Origin of the sequence: Burkholderia oklahomensis C6786, assembly GCF_000959365.1 — a bacterium.
In the GTDB taxonomy this organism is placed as follows: Bacteria; Pseudomonadota; Gammaproteobacteria; order Burkholderiales; family Burkholderiaceae; genus Burkholderia; species Burkholderia oklahomensis.
This window is the reverse complement of record NZ_CP009556.1, coordinates 1,161,184-1,179,048: the sequence shown is the minus strand read 5'-3', so window position 1 is coordinate 1,179,048 and position 17,865 is coordinate 1,161,184. Positions and strand designations below refer to the sequence as shown.

The window sequence follows — 17,865 nt, the reverse complement described above, 5'->3', positions numbered from 1 at the left end:
TTCTTACACGCACCACCCATAGCATGGGCGCGGCGGCGGGCTTTCGCGTCAGCTGACCCGGTTCACCACCAGGTCCGCCAGTTCGGCCAGGCGCCGTGCGCGCGCGCCGAACGGTTCGAGCGCAGCGCGCGCATCGGCGCGCAGTTGCGCGGCGAGCGCGCGCGACGCGTCGAGGCCGATGATCGACACGTAGGTCGGCTTGTCGTTCGCCGCGTCCTTGCCGGCCGTCTTGCCGAGCGTCGCGGAATCGGTGGTGACGTCGAGAATGTCGTCCACCACCTGGAACGCGAGGCCGACGGCGGCCGCGTATGCGTCGAGTGCGCGCATCGCGTCTTCGGACGGCGTCTCGCCCGCGAGCGCGCCCATCCGCACCGACGCGCGCAGGAGCGCGCCCGTCTTCATCCGGTGCATCGTCTCGAGCGCGTCGCGCGACAGCGCGTGGCCGACGCTCGCGAGATCGATCGCCTGACCGCCCGCCATGCCGATCGAGCCGCTCGCGAGCGCGAGCTCGCGCACGAGCGCGGGCTGCCGGTCGAGCGGCAGCGCGGCGGCATCCGTCAGCGCGACGAAAGCCTGCGACTGCAGCGCGTCGCCGACGAGAAGCGCGGTGGCCTCGTCATACTCGACGTGGACAGTCGGCTTGCCGCGACGCAGCGCGTCGTCGTCCATGCACGGCATATCATCATGCACGAGCGAGTACACGTGAATCATTTCGAGCGCCGCCGCGGCAGCGTTCAGCGCCGCTTCCGATGCGCCCGTGAGCTCGCCCGCCGCATGGCACAGCAGCGGACGCACCCGTTTCCCCCCCCCGAGCGCCGCATAGCGCATCGCTTCGTGCAGTTGCGCGGGCGCTACAGTTTCAGCCGGCAAATAATGGCCGAGGGCCGTCTCGACACGCTCGAGCACCGAGCGCATCCATTGGTCGAATGTCATAGATCGTCGTCTCCGCCGTCCGCGGCGGCCGTTCCGGCGGAAAGCGGCTTGAGCGCGGCGCCATCGAGCACGCGCACCTGCTGCTCCGCTTTTTCCAATTGCTGTTGGCAAAATGCAACGAGCGCCGCGCCGCGGCGATACGCCGCAAGCGAATCCTCGAGGCTCAGCGCGCCGCCTTCCATTCGGGCGACGAGCGCCTCCAGTTCCGCGAGCGCCGTCTCGTAATTTTCCGGCAGCGGCCCGGAACCGGGGTCGGACGCGGACGCGCCTGGGGTTGCGGTTTTCGCCATGGACGGGGTGTCAAAATTCAAAACAAGTCGGACATTCTACGGCAAAAGAGAATTTTCCGACCTGCCGACTTGGCTTCATGGGGCTCGAGCGCCGCGCGCCGCGTGTGCAAATCGCACGAAACCCGCCCCAATCCCGGGAGAAATTTGACACAAATCAGTCACTTATCCCACCCCAAGAAAGTCGATCCGGGTATAATCGCCGGTTCCCCTAAATCGATTTTTCGATGGTTGGGTTGTTCACTGCTTTCACGCTTTCACCGGGAGTGGGAATGTCCAATCTGAGCGACGCATTGCAACTGAAGTCGGCACACAGCCAGCTTCCGGTCACCGCTTATTTCGATGAGGCGCTCCTCGCGCGCGAAATCGAAACACTTTTCAAGAAGGGACCTCGCTACATCGGGCACGAATTGATGGTGCCCGAAGCGGGGGACTATTTTGCGCTGCCTTCCGAGAACGAAGGCCGCGTGCTGGTGCGCAACCAGACTTCGCGGATCGAGCTGCTCTCGAACGTGTGCCGCCATCGCCAGGCGATCATGCTGAACGGCAGCGGGCACACGCAGAACATCGTCTGCCCGCTGCATCGCTGGACCTACGATCTCGACGGCCAACTGCTCGGCGCACCGCATTTTCCGGACAAGCCCTGCCTGAACCTGCACGCGACGCCGTTGCAGAACTGGCAAGGCCTGCTGTTCGAGGCCGAGGGCCGCGACGTCGCGCACGATCTCGCACAGCTCGGCACGAAGCACCATTTCGATTTCTCGGACTACATGTTCGATCACGTCGAGATTCACGAGTGCAATTACAACTGGAAGACCTTCATCGAGGTCTACCTCGAGGACTACCACGTCGTGCCGTTCCATCCGGGTCTCGGCAGCTTCGTGTCGTGCGACGACCTGAAGTGGGAGTTCGGCGACTGGTACAGCGTGCAGACGGTCGGCGTGCACAACGCGCTCGCGAAGCCGGGCAGCCCGACGTACCAGAAGTGGCACGATCAGGTTCTCCGCTATCGCGACGGCGTGCCGCCCGAGTTCGGCGCGATCTGGATGGTCTACTATCCGGGCCTCATGATCGAGTGGTATCCGCACGTGCTCGTCGTGTCGTGGCTGATTCCGCGCGGCCCGCAGAAGACGACGAACATCGTCGAGTTCTATTACCCTGAGGAAATCGCGCTGTTCGAGCGCGAGTTCGTCGAGGCGGAACGCGCCGCGTACATGGAAACCGCGATCGAGGACGACGAGATCGCGCTGCGCATGGACGCCGGCCGCCGCGCGCTGATGGAGCGCGGCGAATCGCAGGTCGGCCCGTATCAGAGCCCGATGGAAGACGGCATGCAGCACTTCCACGAGTTCCTGCGCCGCCAGCTCGGCGCGATCTGAGCGGAGTCCCGCGCGACGCTTCATCCGACATTCGCCGAAACCTTGTCCGCTGACGGCCTTGCGCCGGATCGGCACGGAAAAGACGGGCTGCGGCCCGTCTTTTTTTGTTTAGACTTAGAGCATCCGGCCCGTTTCTCCCAGGGAGTCGTCATGCCACACACTCATTACACCACGCTCATCTCGGCCGACAATCTCGCCGAACGTCTTGCGGCCGCGCCGGGCAGCGTGCTCGTCTTCGATTGCCGCTTCGATCTCGCCGATACCGACTTGGGCGAACAAGCGTACGCAGCCGGCCACATTCCCGGCGCGCACTATCTGCATCTCGACCGCGACCTGTCGGGCGCGAAGACCGGCACGAACGGCCGCCACCCGCTGCCCGCGCGCGATGCGCTCGTCGACACGCTGAAGGCGCACGGGCTCAAGCAGAATCAGCAGGTCGTCGCGTACGACGCGCAAGGCGGCATGTACGCGGCGCGCCTATGGTGGCTGCTGCGCTGGCTCGGCCACGATTCCGCCGCGGTGCTCGACGGCGGCCTGCAGGCGTGGCAAGCAGCCGGCCACGCGGTGGCGCAGGACACGCCGCAGAAGATCCAGGGCGACTTCCGCGCGGCCGCGCCGCTCGCGACGGTCGTCGATGCGCGGACGGTGCTCGCGAATCTCTCGACGAAGGACCATCTCGTGATCGACGCGCGCGCCGCCGACCGCTATCGCGGCGAAAACGAGACGATCGATCGCGTCGGCGGACACATCCCCGGCGCGCTCAATCATTTCTTCAAGGACAACCTGACTGCCGACGGCCGCTTCAAGAGCGGCCACGAGCTGCGCGAGGCATTCAATCCGCTGCTCGGCGCGACACCTTCGAACAAGGTGATCCTGCAATGCGGCTCGGGCGTCACCGCTTGCCACAACGCGCTCGCGATGGAGATCGCCGGCCTGCACGACCCGGCGCTCTATGCGGGATCGTGGAGCGAATGGAGCGCGGATCCGTCCCGCCCCGTCGCGACCGGCGCGAACCCTTAAGCGACACCCCGCGCGCGCCGGCGCCCGCCCGCGGCGGCGCGCGCCGGCATCACATCACGCCATGATGCCGGAACCACGCGACGGCGCGCTTCCAGCCCTCCTCGGCGTCCGCCTTCACGTAGCTCGGGCGGTAATCGGCGAAGAACGCGTGGCCCGCGTCCGGGTACACGACGATCTCCGATTCGCGCGCCGCCTTCGTGCCGGCCGCCGCGAGACGCGCGCGCATCTCCGCGAGCGAGCTCTGCGGAATGCTGTCGTCCTTGCCGCCGTAAAGGCCGAGCACAGGCGCCTTCAGTTGCGACGCATGATCGACCGGATTGAACGGCGTCATCTCGTTCGTCTCGCCGATCACCTTGCCGTACCACGCGACCGCCGCACGCACGTGCGGATTGTGCTCGGCGAACAGCCAAGTCTGCCGGCCGCCCCAGCAAAAGCCCGTCACGCCGAGCCGCGACAGGTCGCCGCCGTTCTTCCCCGCCCAAGCGACCGTCGCGTCGAGATCCTCGCTGACCTGGCGGTCGGGCACCTTGCTGACCACCTGGTCGAGCAGCGCCTGGATCGACGGATATTTCGACGGATCGCCCTGTCGTGCGTACAGATCCGGCGCGATCGCCAGATAGCCGAGCTTCGCGAAGCGCCGGCAGATATCGGCGATGTGGGCGTGCACGCCGAAGACCTCGTGAATCACGACGATCACGGGCAGGTTGCTCTTGCCGTCCGGCTGCGCGCGGTAGGCCGGCACGCTCGCGTCGCCCGAGCGGATCTCGACGGTGTCGACGTCGAGGCCGGCGCTGTCGGTCGTGATCGTCTGGGCGGACACGGGCAGCACGGCCGCGGCGAAGGTGCCGCCGAGCGCCGTCTTGACGAACTTGCGGCGGCTGAACGGCACGTGCGGAACTAGGCTGTCGACTTCAGGTTTCAACATGGATGCGCTCCTCTCTTCTCGTTGTCGCCGCCACGCGGCACACGCGGCGGCGACATGAATTCGAACCGCGGCGGCCCTGGCGCGATGCAGCCGCGCCGAGCGTCGCCGCCCGCCCCGCCGAGGCGGAACCCGCACACGATGCCCAACAATGCGGGGAGGCGTCAACCTTTTGTCAGAAGTAAAAATCGCGGCGGCATTGGCCGGCCTTCGCGAACGGGTCGCCGCACGATGCCGGATCGCCGCTGCCGGCGCGTCTAGAACATTGTGTCGAAATGCCGGCCGACGATGCGCGTCGCGTTCTCGGCATGCACACGCCGGCGAGCGCCGCATGTCGCATGAGCGCGTATCGACCGATCGATCGTCGCGTCGCGCGCGCTACGCATGCGCCACGCATTGCCATTTTCATGCGGCGGCCGCCGTCGAATCGCACACGCCCATTTCATTCACATTCCTACGGATTCCCATCCCTGCTTTTCATTTCCCCTTGCATATCGAGATAAGTCCTCGTCGACACGCGTATTCCGGGAAAACATTGGATTGCCAAATAAATGCGATTGCCCGCATGATTCGCTGGCGCGCCGTGCGCGCAGCCGGCAGCGCCTCCCGCCGACAATCGCGGCTGAACAGAAAGCCCCCCCGCGCGGCGTGAGTCGCGCGATGCATGCGAAACGGGAGCGCCGTCGACGACAACGAACGACCGATGTCGATCGACCGCACATCGCACATCGCGCAATTCAGAATATGCAACGCCGACGAAGCACAGCGAGGTTGGAATGAACAAGCCGACACGCCGCCCGACCACCGGTGATATTTCCAACCGTCGCAAGCCGAGTCGGCAGCGCCGCGCGCGACGCTCGCCCGCCCGTCAGCGCGGCTCGTTCGCCATCGTCGCGGCAATCGCGATCGGCGTCGTGATCGCCGCGCTCGGCGCGGTCGATCTCGGCAATCTGTTCTATCAGCGCCGCGCGCTGCAAGGCATCGCCGACATGGCCGCGCTCGCGGCCGCTCAGACGATGGACGACGGCTGCGTGAAACCCGCCGCGACCGCGCAATCGGCGGCGCTCGGCAACGGCTTCGACAGCAGTGCGGCGGGACAATCGATGACGGTCGTCTGCGGCCGCTGGGACGTGAAGGACAACACGGGGCCGAGCTTCTTCGCGGGCTCGGCCGCAGGCTCGGCAGCCGGCAGCGACGCGCAGCTCAATGCGGTTCAGGTGACGGTCACGCGAACCGTACCGTACTACTTCCTCGGCTCGCAGCGCACGATCGCGGCAACCGGCACCGCGCAGGCGACCAACGTCGGCGCGTATTCGATCGGCACGACGCTCGCGCAATTGCAAGGCGGCGTCGTGAACGCGCTCCTCAACGGGCTGCTCGGCGCGAATCTGAATCTGTCGGTGCTGTCGTATCAGGGCCTCGCGAATTCGCGGATCAGGATCAAGGATCTGATGGCGGCCGCGAATGTCGGCACCGTGAACGCGCTGCTGAATACGCAGACCACCGTCCCGCAGCTCGCGAGCTGGATGCTGACCGCGCTGTCGCGGACGTCGGTCGCGAATACGGACTTGCAGACGAGCATCGGCGCGCTGCAGACGATCGTCAGCGCGAACATCCCGGGTGGTCAGACTTTCACGATCGGCAACACCGCGAATTCGACAGGCATCTTCTCGGTCGGCCTGTCCGACCCGCAGGCCGCGCTGGATGCGACGTTCAGCCCGTTCGACGCGCTTCTCGTCGCCGCCGAGATCGCCACCGGCCAAACCGCGTTCTCGCTTGCGAACGGGCTCAACGTCGGCGGATTGAACGCGAGTCTGCAAGTGCAGATCATCCAGCCGCCCGTGCTCGGCATCGGCGAGGCAGGCGTCGACCCCGTCACGAAGACCTGGCGCACGATCGCGCGAACGGCGCAGGTGCGGCTCTATCTGAATATCGGCCTCGGCACGGCGAACCTGCCGCTCGGTCTGCTCGGCGCGCTCGTGCCGGTGCAGGTGAATCTTCCGCTGTCGATGCAGATCGCGCCGGGGCAGGCATGGCTGGAATCGGCCAACTGCACGTCGTCGCCGTCGACCTGCACGTCGGCCATCGGCGTGCAGACGGGCCTCGCGAACCTGTGCATCGGCGACACGCCGGCCAACCTGTCCGCGTCGCAGCCGTTCACCTGCTCGACGCCCGCGACGCTCGTCAACGTCGCGAACCTCGTCACGATCAAGTCGCTCGCATCGTTCCCGGCCGACGTGCCCGCGAGCAGCACGCCGACGCTCACGTTCTATGGAACGACGGGCGGCTATCAGAGCACGAATTCGAATGGCGTCGGCAGCGTGCTCGGCAATGCGCTGTCGGGCCTCGGCGCATCGCTGCAGCAGACGCAGATCTCGCTCATCGGCATCAGCCTGCCGCTCGATCCGATCCAGACCGCGCTCAATACGTTCCTCGGCGGCGCGCTGCCGCCGATGCTGTCGGGCCTCGACTCGGCGATCGTGCCGCTGCTGCAGTTGCTCGGCGTGCAGGTCGGCGAAAGCACGATCCACGACATGTCGCTGACTTGTGGCGTGTCGCAGCTCGTCTATTGACGATTCGTCCATCGACGGCGACTTTGGGTGAATCGAAAAGCGGCGGACGAGTCGATTCGCGCGATCATCACGGTACGTGACGGCGGGCTCGTCGGCGAGTGACTCGGCCGCGCCACGAGTTGTTGAACCAAGCGCGCCAACCAAGCGTCACGCGGGCGACGAGCGACGAGCGACAGCATGTTCACACGACGCCGCCGCTCGCACGACACTCCGTCAATGAAGTTTCACGCGCGGCAGCGTCGAGCGCCGCAGCCAATGCGCGACCGTGTCGAGCACCATCCGCGGATAACCGTGCAGCGCCGCGACGTGCAGCCGATACAGCGACATGTACATGAAGCGGGCGAAGAGCCCTTCGATCAGCATGTTGCCGCCGATCAGCCCGCCCATCAGATTGCCGACCGCGCTGAAGTGCCCGAGCGACACGAGCGAGCCGAAATCGCGATAGGTGAATTCGGGCAGCGGCCGGCCTTCGAGCCGGCATGCGAACGCACGCAGCATGAAGCTCGCCTGCTGATGCGCGGCTTGCGCGCGCGGCGGCACGTTGCGGTCGTGGCCCGGCCACGCGCAGCCTGCGCAGTCGCCGAGCGCGAATACGCTCGGATCGGTCTCGGTCTGCAGCGTGCGGCGCACGACCAGTTGGCCGAGCTTGTTCACTTCGAGGCCGTCGAGCTTCGCGAGCACCGAGGGCGCCTTGATCCCCGCCGCCCACACCGTCAGATCCGCGCGCACGCTCTTGCCGCTCGCGGTCCGCACGACGCCCGGTGCGACTTCGGTCACGCGCTCGCCGAGCATCAATCGCACGCCGAGTTTCTCGAGCAGCTCGGCGGTCGCCGTCGACACGCGTTCCTGCAGCGCCGGCAGGATGCGCGGCCCGGACTCGATCAGCACGATGCCGACGTCGTGTCGCGGATCGAGCTTGTGCAGCCCGTACGCGGACAGCACCTGAGCGGTGTTGCGCAGCTCCGCGGACAGTTCGACGCCCGTCGCCCCGCCGCCGACGATCGCGACCTGGATGCGCGGCTCGGCAGGCTCCGCCGGATCTGCAGGATCTGCAAGCTCTGCCGGATCCGTCGCGGAGGCCGTCTGCGCGACGAGCTCGGGAGGCTGATGCTCGGCGCGCATGCACGCGGCGATCAGGCGCTTGCGGAACCGCTCCGCCTCGGCGACCGTGTCGAGCGCGATCGAATGCTCCTGCGCGCCCTGCACGCCGAAGTAATGCGTCGTGCTGCCGATCGCGATGACGAGCGTGTCGTATTCGAGCTCGCGCCGCGGCAGCAGCTCGGCGCCGTCGTTATCGGCGACGGGCGCGAGCGTCACGCGCCGCGACGTGCGGTCGAGCGCGATCAGCTCGCCCTGATGGAACTCGAAGCCGTGCCAGCGCGCCTGCGCCGCATATTCGAGCTCTTGCGTGAACGGGTCCATGCTGCCCGCCGCCACTTCGTGCAGCAGGGGCTTCCAGATATGGGTCGGGTAACGATCGACGAGCGTGACGAGCGCGCGCGCGGGCCGATTGCCGCGCGCGCCATAGCGGTCCCCGAGGCGGGTCGCCAGTTCGAGCCCGCCCGCGCCGCCGCCGACGATGATGAAACGATGCATCCGATTCCCCTTACGATTCGAGACTGCTTGCGGTCAAGGCGGCAAGCGCGACCGCGTTCGCCGCCAGTCGACATCCTAACTAGTTCGGACACTTTAGGCGCGTGAGCGCCTCGGCGTCGCTCGCATCCGCGCGATCACGGCGCGGCGATGCCGGTTTCTGCATTGTCCCGGAGTTTGCATGACGGCTGCAAGCGCTCAAATCGCAACGAGCGCGAAAGAAACGGCGGGCGATGCGATGGAAACGGTACGCACCGTGCCTGATGCACGGCGCATACCCGCGACGCGCACGCCGCGCGGACGACGCGTCAGTGCGCCTCTTCCCAGTTCTCGCCGACGCCGACCTCGGCGACGAGCGGCACCTTCAGCTTCGCGACGCCGCACATCATTTCGGGCAGCTTCTCGCGCACGACCGACAGTTCGTTTTCCGGCACCTCGAGCACGAGTTCGTCGTGCACCTGCATGATCATCCGCGCGGCGAAACCGCCGCGCTCGAGCCAGTCGTCGACTGCGATCATCGACAGCTTGATCAGATCGGCCGCGGTGCCCTGCATCGGCGCGTTGATCGCCGCTCGCTCGGCGGCCTGACGGCGCGGGCCGTTGCCGCCGTTGATCTCGGGCAGCCATAGGCGCCGGCCGAACACGGTTTCGACGTAGCCCTTTTCCTTCGCGCGCGTGCGCGTCTCCTCCATGTAGCGGGCGACGCCCGGATAGCGGAGGAAGTAGCGGTCGATGTAGAGCTTCGCCGCGTCGCGCGTGATGCCGAGATTCGACGCGAGGCCGAACGAGCTCATCCCGTAAATCAGGCCGAAGTTGATCACCTTCGCGATGCGCCGCTGGTCGGACGTCACTTCGAGCGGCGTCACGCCGAACACCTCGGCCGCGGTCGCGCGGTGAATGTCCTCGCCGTGCGCGAACGCACGCAGCAGCGACTCGTCTTCGGAGATGTGCGCCATGATGCGCAGTTCGATCTGCGAATAATCGGCCGACACGATCTTGCAGCCCGGCGCCGCGATGAACGCCTCGCGGATGCGCCGCCCTTCGGCCGTGCGCACCGGGATGTTCTGCAGGTTCGGATCGTTCGACGCGAGCCGCCCCGTGACCGCAACCGCCTGCGCGTAGTTCGTGTGCACGCGGCCGGTGTTCGGATTGACCATCCGCGGCAGCTTGTCCGTGTAGGTCGATTTCAGCTTCGACAGGCCGCGATGCTCGAGCAGCAGCTTCGGCAGCGGATAGTCTTCGGCGAGCTTCTGCAGCACTTCTTCGTCGGTCGACGGCGCGCCGCTCGGCGTCTTCTTGACGACGGGCAGTTGCAGCCGCTCGAAGAAGATCTGGCCGATCTGCTTCGGCGAGCCGAGATTGAATTCGCCGCCCGCGAGCACGTACGCCTCTTGCTCGAGCTCGACGAGCCGCGTCGCGATCTCGCTGCTCTGCCGGCTCAGCCGATCGCTGTCGATCAGGACGCCCGTGCGCTCCATCTTGCGCAGCACGAGCGACACCGGCATCTCGATGTCGCGATACACGCGCGTGAGCCCCGGCTCGCGCGCGATCTGCGGATACAACGCGTGATGCAGCTGCAGCGTGATGTCCGCGTCCTCGGCGGCGTATTCGGACGCCTTGTCGAGCGGCACCTCGTCGAAGCCGATCTGCTGCGCGCCCTTGCCCGCGACGTCCTCGTACTTGATCGTCTTCACGCCGAGATGGCGCAGCGCGAGGCTGTCCATGTCGTGCGTGCGATGCGATTCGAGCACGTACGACTCGAGCAGCGTGTCGTGCTCGATGCCGTTCAACGCGATTCCATGGTTCACGAGCACCTGTGCGTCGTATTTCAGATGCTGGCCGAGCTTCTTCCGGCTCGCGTCCTCGAGCCACGGCTTCAGCTTCGCGAGCACCTCGTCGCGCGGCAGCTGCGCCGGCAGGTCCGGCCCGCGATGCGCGACCGGCACGTACGCGGCATGCCCCGGCTCCACCGAAAACGACAGGCCGACGATCTGCGCGAGCATCGGATCGAGCGACGTCGTCTCGGTATCGAACGCGGTCAGCTCGGCGGCCGAGATCTTCGCGAGCCATGCGTCGAACTGCGCCCACGTCTGCACGGTGTCGTAATTGCGCGCGGCGTCGAGCGGCAGCTCGGCGGTCGCGCCGCCTGCCGGATCCTGAACCGCGCCGGCCGCAGCGGCCCCGCCGTTCGCAGCGGGCTCGCTGTCGAGCTCGCGCAGCCAGGTCTTGAAGCCGTAGGTCGAGAAGATGTCGCGCAGCGCGTCGCGGCCTTCGCCGTCCGTCGCGAGCGACGACTCGATCGACTCGACGTGCGGCGCGAGCTCGCATGCGGTCTCGACCGTCACGAGCTTGCGCGCGAGCGGCAGGAAATCGAGCGCGCGGCGCAGGTTGTCGCCGACGACGCCCTTGATCTCGCCCGCATGCTCGACGACGCCGTCGAGCGTGCCATATTGCGACAGCCATTTGACGGCTGTCTTCGGCCCGCATTTCTCGACGCCCGGCACGTTGTCGACGGTGTCGCCGATGAGCGACAGATAATCGACGATCAGCTCGGGCGGCACGCCGAACTTCGCGAGCACGCCGTCGCGATCGAGCGCCTCGTTCGTCATCGTGTTGATCAGCGTGACATGGCCGGTGACGAGCTGCGCGAGGTCCTTGTCGCCCGTCGACACGATCACCTTCATTCCGCGCCGCTCGGCTTCCTTCGCGAGCGTGCCGATCACGTCGTCGGCTTCGACGCCCTCGATCATCAGGAGCGGCCAGCCGAGCGCGCGCACCGCCGCGTGGATCGGCTCGATCTGCAGCGCGAGGTCGGGCGGCATCGGCGGCCGGTGCGCCTTGTATTCGGCGTAAAGATCGTCCCGGAAGGTTTTGCCCTTTGCGTCGAACACGCACGCGCTATACTCTGCACTGACATCCTTGCGCATGCGGCGCAGCATATTGATGATTCCGTAGAGCGCTCCGGTCGGCTCCCCGCCAGGGCCGCGCAAATCAGGCATCGCATGGTAGGCCCGATACAGATAGCTCGAACCGTCAACCAATAGCAGGGTCTTACCTTCCAGATTTCGTTCTTCAGGCATTATGAATAAGAGAAAAGTGATTCCGAGTCTGCGTTCGCTCGCAGATCAAGAACGCGCGACGGCGAAGAAGGCCCGCGCTTCGTGGCAGATGTTCACGATTATGGCAGAGTTTATCGAGGCGACCGAGTACCTGTCCGAGATCCGCCCTGCCGTCAGCATCTATGGTTCCGCGCGCCTCAAGCCCGATTCGGCGCACTACAAACTCGCGGTGCAGATCGCACGCAAGCTGTCCGACGCGGGCTTCGCCGTGATCTCGGGCGGCGGCCCGGGGATCATGGAAGCGGCGAACAAGGGCGCGCACGCCGGCAAGGCGCCGTCCGTCGGCCTCAACATCGAGCTGCCGCACGAGCAGGCCGGCAACCACTTCCAGGACATCTCGCTGCGCTTCCGCCATTTCTTCACGCGCAAGGTCACGTTCGTGAAGAACTCGGACGCGGTGATCGTGATGCCGGGCGGCTTCGGCACGCTCGACGAGTTGTCCGAAGTGCTCACGCTGATTCAGACGAAGAAATCGCGCCTCGTGCCGATCGTGCTCGTCGGCAGCGAATTCTGGACCGGACTGCTGCAGTGGTTCCGCGATCAGATGATCCCGATGGGCCTCATCAATCCGGACGACATGAACCTGATGAAAGTGATCGACGATCCCGACCAGGTGCTCGAAGCGGTGCTCGCGTTCTACGAGGATCACGGCGAGGAAACCGAGGAAGCGCAACCGCCGCGGCCGGAAGAGGACCGGATGTTCTACCTGTGACGGACACGCGCGCCGCATGCCGTTGCGGCGCGCGCGGCGGGCGCACATCGAGTACACCGGAACGGGCGGGGCCGACGAGGCGCCCGCCCGTTTTTTTGTGCGCCGCGACGATCGAAAACCGGCGATTCGGGTGCGGCGCGGCACGCACTTCGTTACCGTTCATTTCACCGGCCGCAGGGCAAATGTCAAATTCGGCGCGCCACGCGTCCCGAATCGACATGCGCGCCGACCGGATTGTCAAGCCGCGCCCCGCCCGCCTCCGGCCGCGCGAACGGTGCGCGAATGCACCGTTACAAATCCACACGCCAATTAATCCGCCGCGTCGCCACACTTCGGCCTGCAGCGTGTCCGTCGGAACGGACGCGGCGGGTTCGGGGCTCGAAGCTCGCACACGTCGGAACGGACGCTCATCTCAACTCGTGAGGAAAAGAACATGAAACGATCGTTGATCGCCTTTGCATTGACCGGTATCGGTATCGCACTGTCGGGCGCGGCGCACGCCGTGAACGTCGACGTCAACATCGGCACGCCGGCTCCTGTGGTCGTCGCACCGGCGCCCGCCCCCATCGTCGTCGCGCCCGCGATCATCGTCGGCTGGCACGGCGACCGCTACTGGGACGGCCGCCGCTACTGGGAACGTCGCGAGTGGGAAGAGCATCACCGCCACCGCGGCTTCTGCCCGCCGGGACACGCGAAGAAGGGCGAGTGCTGATGCCGCGCGCCTGAATCGCGCCGCGCGGCATCTGGCTGCCGCGCGTGAATCGCCGGCGATGGCCGCCAACGGCAGCCGGCCGATGCGAAATGAAAAGGCCGTCCATGATTCGATCATGGGGACGGCCTTTCGTTTTTCCGTGCGACCGTCGCGAGGCCGCGCGGCAACTCATGCGCGGCTGCGCTACTGCGCTACTGCGTTACTGCGCCACTGCGTTACTGCGCCACTGCGTTACTGGAACGCCACTTCCGCAAAGCTGCGCAGCTTGCGACTATGCAACCGGTCGAGGCCGTTCGTGCGCAGGATCTCCATCGCCTTCACGCCGATCTGCAGATGCTGATCGACCTGCCCGCGATAAAACTGGTCTGCCATTCCGGGCAGCTTCAACTCGCCGTGCAGCGGCTTGTCCGACACGCACAGCAGCGTCCCGTACGGCACGCGGAAGCGGAAGCCGTTCGCGGCGATCGTCGCGCTTTCCATGTCGAGCGCGATCGCGCGGCTCTGCGACAGCCGCAACACCGGCTCGCGATGGTCGCGCAGCTCCCAGTTGCGGTTGTCGACGCTCGCGACGGTGCCTGTACGCATCACGCGCTTCAGCTCGACGCCCTCGAGCTGCGTGACCTGCGCGACCGCGCGCTCGAGCGCGACCTGCACTTCGGCCAACGCCGGGATCGGCACCCACAGCGGCAGGTCCGCGTCGAGCACGTGATCCTCGCGGACATAGCCGTGCGCGAGCACGTAGTCGCCGAGACGCTGCGTGTTGCGCAGCCCCGCGCAGTGGCCGAGCATCACCCACGCATGCGGACGCAGCACCGCGATGTGATCGGTGATCGTCTTCGCGTTCGACGGCCCGACACCGATGTTGACCATCGTGATTCCACTGCCGTCCGCGCGCTTCAGGTGATACGCGGGCATCTGCGGCGCGCGCGGCGGCGGCGTGCCTTCCGTCGACGCATCGCCGAGGTTCGCGTTGTACGTGACCACGTCGCCCGGCTCGACGAACGCCGTGTATTCGCTGCGGTACGCACGCACCTCGGGATCGTCGCTCGCCGACATCATCGTGCGGCCGAGCTTCACGAATTCGTCGATATAGAACTGGTAGTTCGTATAGAGCACGTAGTTCTGAAAATGCATCGGCAACGTCGCCGTGTAGTGGCGCAGCCGATGCAGCGAGAAATCGACGCGCGCCGCCGTGAAGAGCGCGAGCGGATGCGGCTCGCCCGGCGCGGGCTCGTACGTGCCGTTGACGATCCGGTCGTCGAGGTACGCGAGATCCGGCGTGTCGAACACGTCGCGCATCGCGACGAGGCGGTCGCGATCGAGATCGCCTTCGAGGTGAATCCCTTCGGAGAATGCGAAATGAACCGGGATCGGCTGCGCCGAGACGCCCACTTCGATCCGGACGTGATGGTTCTTCGCGAGCAGGCGCAATTGCTCGCGGTAGTAATTCGCGAACAGGTCGGGGCGCGTGACGGTCGTCTCGAACACGCCCGGACCGGCGACGAAGCCGTACGAGCGGCGCGAATCGACGTGCGTGTTGACGTCGGTGCGGATGCGCACGAACGGATAGCACGCGCGCACGCGCTCGTCGAACGTGTCGTTGCGGCGATAGCGCCCGAACGCGTCGCGCAGGAACGCGGTGTTCGTCTCGTAGATATCGGAGAGCCGCGCGACGGCGGCGATCGGGTCGTCGAACGCTTCGACGGACGGACAGCCCGGCGTATGCATCCGGGAACGGCGGTTGGGATCGTTCTTCATGTAGCGTGCCTCGACAGATCGTTTCGACATTACCACGGAACCCGCTTGCGCGGCCGATGCCCATCGCGGCGGCAAGGCCGCCCGCGTGTCACCGAACGGCACCGTCAAGACGCCGGTATTTGCTAAAATCGAACGGTTCACTGGGAGAAACACGATGAAGCCGCTCCTTTTTGCCGCCGCCCTGACGGCACTCGCTCTCGGCGGCCCCGCCTGCGCCGCCGATGCCGCCCAGGCGGCAGCCGACGCAAAGGCCCAGGCCGCGGCCAACGAGGCAGCCGGGCTGCCCGATCTCACGAAGATCAACCGTCCCGGCGCCGAAGTCACGTCGAAGGTCGATTTCAACGACGTGAAGCGCACGCCGAGCTTTCACGAAAAAAGCAAGAACGGCACCGAGGTCACCGAATACCGCGATCGCGGCAAGCCGGTCGAGATCAACGTGAAGTCGAACTTCGGCACCCGCTATCAGATGAGCGCGTCGCCCGACACGTCGCCGCGTCCGCACGACGCCGGCGTGCCTGTCACCCGCCTGCCGTCGGTCAACCTGCACTATTGACGGCGCCGCCGGCGCCACGCGGCGCCGGCCCCTCTTCCGCCCTTTTCGCGACACCGGCGCGCCGCCGGCACGCCAACTCGAACCGACGTCTCTTGCATGGCCGTTTTCACCGCAGTTTCCGACGCTGACCTCGCACTCTGGATGCGCCACTACGATCTCGGCGACGTTGTCGCGTTCCGCGGCATCCCGTCCGGCATCGAGAACAGCAACTTCTTCCTGACGACCACGCGCGGCGAATACGTGCTCACGATCTTCGAGAACCTGACGGCCAGGCAACTGCCGTTCTACATCGACTTGATGAGCCATCTCGCGAAGCATGGAGTGCCCGTGCCCGCGCCCGTCGCGCGCGACGACGGCACGCTGTTCGGCGAGCTGCACGGCAAGCCGGCCGCGATCGTCACGAAGCTCGAAGGCGCGGCGGAGCTCGCGCCGCGCGTCGAACACTGCGTCGAAGTCGGCCAGATGCTCGCGCGCATGCACCTCGCGGGCCGTGACTATCCGCGGCATCAGCCGAACCTGCGCAGCCTGCCGTGGTGGCGCGAGACGGTGCCCGCGATCGCGCCGTTCCTCACCGGCGAGCAGCGCGCGTTGCTGGAAAGCGAGCTCGCATACCAGGCGGCGCTCTTCGCGTCCGGCGACTATGCGGCGCTGCCGGAAGGCCCGTGCCATTGCGACCTGTTCCGCGACAACGCGCTGTTCGCGCACGCGGATCCGGGCACCGGGCACACGGTGCGGCTCGGCGGCTTCTTCGATTTCTACTTCGCCGGCTGCGACAAGTGGCTGTTCGACGTCGCCGTGACGGTCAACGACTGGTGCGTCGATCTCGCGACGGGCGTGCTCGACGCCGCGCGCGCCGACGCGCTGCTGCGCGCGTATCAGACGGTGCGCCCGTTCACGGCAGGCGAGCGCCGCCACTGGGGCGACATGCTGCGCGCAGGCGCGTACCGCTTCTGGGTGTCGCGCCTGTATGATTTCCACCTCCCCCGCGCCGCGCAGATGCTCAAGCCGCACGACCCGGGCCATTTCGAGCGCATCCTGCGCGAGCGCATCGCGCACGCGGGCGCGCTCCCCGAGACCCACGCCTCATGCAACTGATCGAAGTTCCCGCCAAGACCGGCTACGTATGGTTCCGCCAGGGCATTTGGCTGTTCCGGCGGAATCCGCTCGCGTTCGTCACGCTGTTCTTCACGTACCTGCTCGCGATGATGCTGGTATCGCTCGTGCCGGTGATCGGCGCCGCGCTGCCGCTGCTGTTCATTCCCGGCATCGCGGTCGGCTTCATGGCGGCGTGCCGCGACACGATCGCCGGCAAGCAGGTGCTGCCGACAATCCTGATCGACGGCTTCCGCTCGTACGGCCCCGTCGTCACGCAGCGGCTCTTCGCGCTCGGCGGGCTCTACATCGTGTCGATGGCGCTCGTGTTCGCGTGCTCGTCGCTCGGCGACGGCGGCACGCTGCTGAAGATCATGTTCGGCCTCGGCGCCGAGAACCTCGAACCCGAAGCGCTCGCGTCGCCGGGCGTCGCCATTGCGGTGCTGATCGCGGCCGCGCTGTACATGCCGGTCGCGATGATGTTCTGGTTCGCGCCGGTGCTCACCGCATGGCACGACATTCCGCCCATGAAGGCGCTGTTCTTCAGCGTCGTGAGCTGCTGGCGCAACAAGGGCGCGTTCACGGTCTACGGGCTGTTGTGGTTCGCGGTCGCACTCGGCGTGTCGTTCGGGCTCGCCGCGCTGATGCAGGCGCTCGGCGCGGGCGCGTACGCGCTCACGGTGATGATGCCGGCATCGATCGTCATCACCGCAATGCTCTATTGCTCGTTCTACGCGACCTATCGCGGCTGCTACGGCGTGCAGGAGCCGGGCGCGCCGAACCTTCCGGATTCTGCTCGGTAAGCGACGCGGGCGGAGGTCGCGCGGCGCTACTGGCGCACATGCACCGCGTGCGCCAGCATGTCGGGCGGAGTCGACGCCGGGACTGCGGCGGGTGCTTTGACGGAAAAAGCATCAATGACGCGGCGCTCGATGCGATCATCGATGCCCGCTTGGACGAGGGCATCCGGCGACATGCGACACGCGACATGTACATGTTGTCGATGTGGCGCGCGACATAGCCGTATGACGCTCGCCCGGGTTTTCGACGCCGCGCCCCTTGCACATTTACGTCGAATCAACGCCCAACCCGCGGCAACTTGCTCCATCGGCCTCGCCGTCAAATTCGCCGTCCCCTTGCCGCCGCCGATCATCGATCCATCCCCTTTTTGACCATCCAGCGCGCCTCGCCAATCGGCACGATCAGGCGCAA

Annotated in this window: 15 protein-coding genes; 8 read left to right on the top strand and 7 right to left on the bottom strand. The window is 66.5% G+C overall.

The genetic code is table 11. The features are described from left to right. Window positions 1-48 precede the first annotated feature (48 nt). Together BG90_RS23125 and BG90_RS23120 are read right to left on the bottom strand one after the other, a co-directional pair. Complete coding sequence (locus BG90_RS23125) at window positions 49-933, bottom strand: polyprenyl synthetase family protein (protein ID WP_010120082.1); 885 nt, start codon at window positions 931-933, stop codon at window positions 49-51. After that, window positions 930-1,223 carry an exodeoxyribonuclease VII small subunit gene (locus BG90_RS23120; protein WP_010120084.1) on the bottom strand — a complete coding sequence of 98 codons (294 nt, stop codon included), beginning with the start codon at window positions 1,221-1,223 and terminating at the stop codon, window positions 930-932. Before BG90_RS23120 ends, BG90_RS23125 begins: the two co-directional genes overlap by 4 nt. 269 nt (window positions 1,224-1,492) lie before the next feature. On the opposite strand from BG90_RS23120, the gene BG90_RS23115 reads away from it, so the two are divergent. Both BG90_RS23115 and BG90_RS23110 read left to right on the top strand, forming a co-directional pair. Continuing rightward, entirely contained in the window at window positions 1,493-2,599 is a 1,107-nt protein-coding gene (locus BG90_RS23115; protein WP_010120086.1) for an aromatic ring-hydroxylating oxygenase subunit alpha, read from the top strand. Window positions 2,600-2,749: 150 nt separating this feature from the next. Next, window positions 2,750-3,619 (top strand): sulfurtransferase, encoded by an 870-nt coding sequence (locus BG90_RS23110; RefSeq protein ID WP_010110110.1) that lies wholly within the window; start codon window positions 2,750-2,752, stop codon window positions 3,617-3,619. A gap of 49 nt (window positions 3,620-3,668) precedes the next feature. On the opposite strand, the gene BG90_RS23105 is transcribed toward BG90_RS23110, so the two are convergent. Next, a complete protein-coding gene (locus BG90_RS23105) occupies window positions 3,669-4,544 on the bottom strand; it encodes a dienelactone hydrolase family protein (RefSeq protein WP_010110111.1) in 876 nt (291 codons plus the stop codon). A gap of 773 nt (window positions 4,545-5,317) precedes the next feature. Here BG90_RS23105 and BG90_RS23100 point away from each other — a divergent pair. After that, entirely contained in the window at window positions 5,318-7,114 is a 1,797-nt protein-coding gene (locus BG90_RS23100) for a TadG family pilus assembly protein (RefSeq protein WP_010110113.1), read from the top strand. A 213-nt stretch (window positions 7,115-7,327) separates the two neighbouring features. Here the strand turns inward: BG90_RS23100 and BG90_RS23095 are convergent, their stop codons facing one another. Both BG90_RS23095 and polA read right to left on the bottom strand, forming a co-directional pair. After that, window positions 7,328-8,710: an NAD(P)/FAD-dependent oxidoreductase gene (locus tag BG90_RS23095; protein ID WP_010110116.1), complete on the bottom strand. Its 1,383-nt coding sequence runs from the start codon at window positions 8,708-8,710 to the stop codon at window positions 7,328-7,330. A gap of 305 nt (window positions 8,711-9,015) precedes the next feature. Further along, window positions 9,016-11,787, bottom strand: coding sequence for a DNA polymerase I (gene polA, locus BG90_RS23090; protein WP_010120091.1), 2,772 nt, complete (start codon window positions 11,785-11,787; stop codon window positions 9,016-9,018). Window position 11,788: 1 nt separating this feature from the next. Between polA and BG90_RS23085 the strand changes: the two genes are divergently transcribed. Beyond that, window positions 11,789-12,538 (top strand): LOG family protein, encoded by a 750-nt coding sequence (locus BG90_RS23085; protein WP_025990340.1) that lies wholly within the window; start codon window positions 11,789-11,791, stop codon window positions 12,536-12,538. 433 nt (window positions 12,539-12,971) lie between these two features. Next, window positions 12,972-13,250, top strand: a complete 279-nt coding sequence (locus BG90_RS23080; RefSeq protein ID WP_025990341.1) for a hypothetical protein — start codon at window positions 12,972-12,974, stop codon at window positions 13,248-13,250. 231 nt (window positions 13,251-13,481) lie between these two features. Here the strand turns inward: BG90_RS23080 and BG90_RS23075 are convergent, their stop codons facing one another. Further along, a complete protein-coding gene (locus BG90_RS23075) occupies window positions 13,482-15,008 on the bottom strand; it encodes an AMP nucleosidase (protein ID WP_010110124.1) in 1,527 nt (508 codons plus the stop codon). A gap of 154 nt (window positions 15,009-15,162) precedes the next feature. On the opposite strand from BG90_RS23075, the gene BG90_RS23070 reads away from it, so the two are divergent. From BG90_RS23070 to BG90_RS23060, 3 genes are all read left to right on the top strand, one after another. Next, window positions 15,163-15,561: a hypothetical protein gene (locus tag BG90_RS23070; RefSeq protein ID WP_010110125.1), complete on the top strand. Its 399-nt coding sequence runs from the start codon at window positions 15,163-15,165 to the stop codon at window positions 15,559-15,561. A gap of 96 nt (window positions 15,562-15,657) precedes the next feature. Further along, entirely contained in the window at window positions 15,658-16,656 is a 999-nt protein-coding gene (locus BG90_RS23065; RefSeq protein ID WP_010110128.1) for a homoserine kinase, read from the top strand. Then, the gene (locus BG90_RS23060) at window positions 16,647-17,456 is read left to right on the top strand and encodes a BPSS1780 family membrane protein (protein ID WP_010110129.1); all 810 of its coding nucleotides are present in this window, start codon (window positions 16,647-16,649) and stop codon (window positions 17,454-17,456) included. The genes BG90_RS23065 and BG90_RS23060 overlap by 10 nt, the downstream gene beginning before the upstream one ends. 26 nt (window positions 17,457-17,482) lie before the next feature. Here BG90_RS23060 and BG90_RS36830 read toward each other — a convergent pair whose 3' ends face one another. Next, complete coding sequence (locus BG90_RS36830) at window positions 17,483-17,629, bottom strand: hypothetical protein (protein WP_010120096.1); 147 nt, start codon at window positions 17,627-17,629, stop codon at window positions 17,483-17,485. Window positions 17,630-17,865 lie beyond the last annotated feature (236 nt).